Annotated in this window: 4 protein-coding genes; 1 reads left to right on the top strand and 3 read right to left on the bottom strand. The window is 41.9% G+C overall.

The annotated features are described in order from the left end of the window. The 3 genes from QUB10_RS26525 to QUB10_RS26515 form a co-directional block, all read right to left on the bottom strand. Positions 1–872 (bottom strand): LamG domain-containing protein (locus QUB10_RS26525; protein ID WP_333206157.1); only part of this gene is annotated, 872 nt, incomplete at its 3' end. 168 nt (positions 873–1,040) lie between these two features. Beyond that, positions 1,041–3,044, bottom strand: coding sequence for an ATP-binding protein (locus QUB10_RS26520; RefSeq protein WP_333206156.1), 2,004 nt, complete (start codon positions 3,042–3,044; stop codon positions 1,041–1,043). A 270-nt stretch (positions 3,045–3,314) separates the two neighbouring features. Beyond that, positions 3,315–3,980, bottom strand: coding sequence for a DUF4157 domain-containing protein (locus QUB10_RS26515; RefSeq protein ID WP_333206155.1), 666 nt, complete (start codon positions 3,978–3,980; stop codon positions 3,315–3,317). A gap of 473 nt (positions 3,981–4,453) precedes the next feature. On the opposite strand from QUB10_RS26515, the gene QUB10_RS26510 reads away from it, so the two are divergent. Then, positions 4,454–5,350 carry a sulfotransferase gene (locus tag QUB10_RS26510; protein WP_333206154.1) on the top strand — a complete coding sequence of 299 codons (897 nt, stop codon included), beginning with the start codon at positions 4,454–4,456 and terminating at the stop codon, positions 5,348–5,350. Positions 5,351–5,930 lie beyond the last annotated feature (580 nt).

The following is a 5,930-nucleotide window of genomic DNA, read 5'->3' as shown; positions in this document are numbered from 1 at the left end:
AGGAGCAGACCATATCCACTTTCGGTTGCGCCAGTATCGTAAATATTACTAATAATTCCAGCGTATCCTTTTTGAGACGCTACGCAAATCCAAGCTTCTAGAGTAATTGCTTTCTCAATTTTAAATTCAGGTTTTTTCCCTAAGTCGATCGCGTTGTCTTGTCCATTAAATGTAAGGACTGGCTGCTTTGTTAATGGTACTTGTGATTGTTCCCAGTTAGCCCCATTAATCACACCATGATTGGTCTTACTGGTTCGCTCATGAGCGATATTGTTGCTGCCTTCATTTAAAGGCCAATACCCCACCAATCCTGACTCATTTCCTGCCAGACGTTGGGAGAAATTATTTTGAATTTCTTGTTGGGTACGAGTGATTTTCCAAATTCGGATTTCCGCTATTTTTCCAGGAAAGGCGAGAAAGGCATTATTATCTTTATACATCCCAAATAACAAGTCATTTTCGGGATTGTAATTGATGTTATTTCCTGTATATGCTTGTTTAGCTTTTTCTACGCCATCGACATACAATTTCATTTCCTGACCATCATAAGTTCCCGCAATATGATGCCACTTGTTGAGGGTAATCGTGTTCGCTCCGCTACTAAGATACTGAATTCCGAGTGTAGGAACTTTTAACCCAAAGTAAATCCCACTCTCGCCATCAAGGAGCAGACCATATCCACTTTCTGTTGCGCCCGATTTGAAAATGTTACTAATAATTCCAGCATATTTTTTTTGAGCTGCTACACAAATCCAAGCTTCTAGAGTAATTGTTTTCTCAATTTTAAATTGAGGTTTTTTTCCTAAGTTAACCGCGTTGTTTTGTCCATCGCATACAAGGACTGTTTGCACAAAATTTGTAGGATTCGTCATATTAAAACACTCTGTTGAAATGGATGCTTTTTATTGACGCTGGTCTTATTAGCAGATCTGCTTACAGGCGAAGTTTATGCTAATTCTTCATTGAGATAGGAATAAGCCTGATTTTTATCATCTAATGCAACCGCTAAGTAGTATTAAATATCGACAATTTTTTAGCTATCATACCCATTCCTTTACTTCCATATCTGTAAGGGGTCGTTCCAACTTAATATATTCGCTTTTTGCTGCTTGTAATATATGCTTCATCATCACAGGTTCTCCTGTATCGGCAGCAGTAAAAGCGGCATTTAGAGCAATATTGCGAATATTTCCACCCGCAACATTTAGTTTGGCTAGCTTGCAAAAGTCCAGCCCTTGTGTAGGTGTTTGTTTGGGGAAGATACGCTGCCAAATTTGTTCGCGGTGTTCGGCATCTGGAAAGGGAAACTCGATCGCGAAACGAATGCGGCGCAAAAATGCCCGGTCTATAGAATCTTTTAAGTTAGTAGTCAGAATCGCTAATCCTCGGTAAGATTCCATCCGCTGTAGCAGATAGCTAATTTCCAGGTTGGCATAGCGATCGTGACTGTCTTTCACTTGAGAACGCTTACCAAACAGAGCATCAGCTTCGTCAAAAAGCAGCAAACACCCGCCAGCTTCCGCCGCGTCGAATATGCGCCGTAAGTTCTTTTCCGTTTCGCCAATGTACTTGCTAATGGTTGCACTTAGATCGATCCGGTATAAATCCAGTCGCAATTCCTTAGCAATAATATCGGCTGCCATTGTTTTACCAGTACCGCTCGCTCCAGCAAATAGAGCGCTAATTCCTAAGCCGCGAGTGCTTTTGTCGGCAAATCCCCAGCTTTGATAAACTTTTGTACGTTGCCGAACGTTGGCCAAAATTTCCCGTAAGATATCGCGTTGATTGTCTGGCAATACGAGATCTTCCCAAGTAGCTGCTGATTCAATGCGTTGAGCTAATCCATTCATACGTGATCGCGCTTGCATCCGACAAGCTTCCCACAAGGCAACGTCTAATCCCTCTCTGGTGTCGTCCTGGCTTTGCACTTCCCTACAAGTCGCGTAAATTGCCGGAGAACTGAGGTTAAAATTTGCCACGATCTTTTCTACACACTCATTGAGATTGTCTGCCAAGTGACCCAAAGCCGATCGCCAAATGGCTTGCTGTTCGCTAGATGTTGCCTTCTCAATATCAAATGTAATTAATGGACGCTTCCGGGGATGCCGTCGATCGCTAACGCTGACAATGAGGGGATTGCTACTGTTTTCAATCAGCCTTGCGATCGCATTATCTCGATTTTGGTCGTTTGGATCGACTGCATCGCACTCTAGGAGTAAAACACTATTGCTCAAAAGTGCTTCTCGTTCCCACAGGCACATTAAATTCTCTAAGTCGTCAGTGTCCGTCGGAATTCCGTCCGCCGCCATCGCGTGCAGATTCCATCCGTGCATTGCACAAGCTGCTGCTGCGATCGCGGTTTTTTCAGCCAGATCCGAACCGCACAACTGGACAATTTGATAATTAAGACCATCCGTACTTCCCAATATCCCTGCTATTTGCTTTACCAATTGGTGGTGAGATGGTGGCAAGCCTAATTCCTGAATATCTTGGTTCGGCAAGGGTTTGACATAGTTAACCAATCGCTCGTCCCGATGTTCGATTCCCAACAAGTAGTGCAACACCCGTTCATCGATTCTTAGGGGGGACTGCATTAGGGAGTTTCCCGGCCCAACTTGGATCGCTTGCCACCAACGCAATGGTGCATCATGTGTCAACGCTGCCCAATCCGGTGCTGATAGCACCCTCAGCGCCAGACTAAAAGTTGGATAAGTTTGCTGTGAATTTCCGGCAGCCTCAGCACACAAATTCCCCCAGTTTGCATCCAATTCCATCCCAGCGCACAAGAGTAGCAAATCCCGATCGAAATCCAACAAATTGAAAGTATTACAGAACTTTTCCAGAGCAGGTGGAGGAGACATCGCGGCTGCAATTTGTGCTGTATTCTGTAGTGCTGTTTGCTTAACTAGGAAATTGGGTGTCGCCTGTCGTCGTAAGGTTGCTTCCATTTGTGCTAGAGCAGCTATTAAGTAACGGCGATTTGCCTCATACCAATCGCCGTTTTCAGTTTCAAGCGTTGGGCCTTGAGTGAATATCTCATCCATAAGAAGGGGAAAGGGGTAAGACTAGGGGAAAATACGGTAAGAAAAAGAAAAAACTCAGGTAAGAAGCGGTCATAGTAAACAGGGAAGACTCGGCTGGAAGGAATAGTTTAGCCTTTTGTTTTTTCCATATTTCCGTGTTTCCCCTCTACTCAGATTTTGCATCATTCTCAACAAGGCTTGAAAAACTGGGTTTTTTTACGAAAAATTAAGGGTTTCGGGTTTAGCTATTTGCAAGAAACCCTGTTTTTAGCCCTGGTACAAGATCTGAGTCTACCCACTTCCAGTCTGCTGTATAACGTGGGTAAGTTCATGAGCGGTTAAGTGGTCTTCCCCTGGAGATTTCCCTGCCCCATAATATATATGACTGCCGTATGTAAAGGCGTGGGAATTTAATTCCTTATTCATCTGTACCGCATTTGAGTCGGTATGCACGCGCACGTGATTGAAATCAGCACCGAAACGCTGTTCCATGAAGGATCGGACATTCTGGGGTAATGGGCTTCCGCCGCTACCATCGAGATTCAGTTGACTCTCTTGACCGCTACTAGCAGCAGACGCTGTACCTTCTGGTGCAGTTTGTGCCGAGCCGCTATCTGTAGCAGCGATCGGGGTAACAGCGGCAGCTAAGGGTTGTTTTGACCCTGCATCTGGGGAGGGTGCAGACATATTCATAACTGCATCAGCTATGCGATCGGCTTCCTGTTCGTATTTATCATTTGGTGCGCCGATGGTAATCTTGGGTTGAATTGTTGCTCTAGGAGAAACTCGCGTCCGTCCCAATAGATTGCCTTGACTTTGGAACGAAAGTTGCTCTCGCAGCGATACCTGTTTGAGTTGGGGTTTAGTAGCGAACTGGCGCATCTGAAATTTCTGGTTTGTGGAAGCTTTTGTGGTGGAAACTTCAGCTTTCCTATAAATGTGCTGCCTGATACTCATAGTCGGCTGTTCAGTGTTTGCAGTAAACAGGCTACTTGTGGATTAATTTAATATTCTACCAACACTAACCATATAATATAATAAGTTATAAAACGTATTGTTAAACTTTATTACAAAATTCTTTAACTTACTAAACAGAATAATTTTTCTCTATTAAATGGTGTACTATAGGATCTTCCGTACTTAACTATGCTATTTGAGTAGAGGGGGAGAGCGGGAGAGTGGAAGAAGAGAAAAGAAATAAAAATGTTCTTAAGTGAACAAAAGCATAGCAACTCCGAAAGAGCCATATTTTACTATTCCAGAGAAACAAATGTTGAGCCTGGTAACGCTTTATCCTAGCAAAACAAAAATAAAGGTTTATTATTTATTAAGACAATTATACTATTGTAGCGGTTTGTATGGGAATAATTAATACGATTTCCTTTATTTCCAAAATTATAATTTTTTTAATGAAATCAGTAGGAAATTAAATGCTAGATTGTAAATTTCATTTTATATCAGGGTTGCCACGTTCTGGCTCTACCTTAATGGCCGCTCTGCTGCGACAAAATCCTCGCTTCCATGCTGCTATGTCCTCTCCCGTCTCCCTATTGATAGAGCAGATGCTCGAATCAATGGGCGAAGATAGCGAACACTCCGTTTTTATTTCAACGCAACAGAAACGTGCGATCGTTCAAGGCATTTTTACAGGTTATTATCAGCCCCAAGCAGATAAGGAGATCGTTTTTGATACCAATCGGCGTTGGTGCAGCCAATTGCCTCTTATCAGAAATTTATTTCCCTATGCCAAGGTAATCTGTTGTGTTAGGAATATTGCTTGGATTGCGGATAGTATCGAGCGATTACTTCGTCAGAATACCTTTGATGTTTCTAGGCTATTTGGTAGTCCATCAGAACGCCGTACAGTATATAGTAGAACCGAGGCATTAATGCAGGGCGATCGCTTAATAGGCTTTTCTTATAATGCCTTAAAAGAAGCTTTTTATAGCGAAAATAGCGAAATTTTACTCCTAGTCGATTATGAAATATTAACCCAAAATCCCGATCGAGTAATGAAAGTGATTTATAAATTTTTGGGAGAAGATTTTTTTGAGCATGACTTTGAAAATGTAGAATATGATGAACGAGAGTTTGACAAGAAATTGAACACTCCGGGATTGCATAAAATACAGTCTAAAGTCGAGTATAAACCTCGAACTACTATTTTACCACCTGACTTATTTGAGCAGTTCAGTAATATGTCATTTTGGACAGAACCTAGTCAGAGCAATGCAAACATAATTATTAGTCAATTTAAAGAAACAAATTTGCTCAAATTTCTAAGTGATGCCAATTCTCCAAAGTCATGCAACAGTAGCCAAGACTGATAGAATATAATCCCATCCCGTTATAGATGCGATTGTTTCAATTGAAAATTCTTCAATAAAAGCGCGAACTTTTTCTTTAAGAGCATCTAAATTTTCATAAATTCCCCAACTCAATTCTTGTTTTATATAGTGTCACACTCTCTCAATCGGATTCAATTCCGAGCGGGAATTTGCTTCTAGTATATTTATTAAATTGTCGGTGCTGCCCAAGGCGATTTATCATCGACAAACTGATGAAGCTGAGTTTTATGAAACGTTTTTTAGTGTTGCAGAAGTGGAAAAAATATTTATCCAGGGATAAATTAACCAAAATAGTAATAGAGGTTGGACAATTAAGCGCAGATTGTTTAGAACATATCGCTAGAAAGCTTGGGATGGGAGCAAGACAGTTACGGCGAAGGCTCGTCTACAGCGGTTGAGAGAGGTCAAACCTTGGCGACTTCGTGATCGTTACATAACGTGCAGGCGATCGCTTGCTTGAAACTTCGTGGGAGAATTAGTATCTATAATGTCACTTTGAAAGAGTAAATGCTCAACCGAATTGGAGAGCAACAGCCGGAAACATTGAATCTGCCCTGTC

It is taken from the genome of Microcoleus sp. B5-D4, assembly GCF_036705145.1.
Classification (GTDB): domain Bacteria; phylum Cyanobacteriota; class Cyanobacteriia; order Cyanobacteriales; family Microcoleaceae; genus Microcoleus.
Note: the sequence above shows the minus strand (reverse complement) of the source record. Positions and strands in the feature narration are given on the sequence as shown.

Bases quoted from the DNA above. Each gene is read 5' to 3' on its own strand.
- QUB10_RS26515 (WP_333206155.1), bottom strand. From the start codon at position 3,980: ATGAGTATCAGGCAGCACATTTATAGGAAAGCTGAAGTTTCCACCACA.
- QUB10_RS26510 (WP_333206154.1), top strand. From the start codon at position 4,454: ATGCTAGATTGTAAATTTCATTTTATATCAGGGTTGCCACGTTCTGGC.
- QUB10_RS26520 (WP_333206156.1), bottom strand. From the start codon at position 3,044: ATGGATGAGATATTCACTCAAGGCCCAACGCTTGAAACTGAAAACGGC.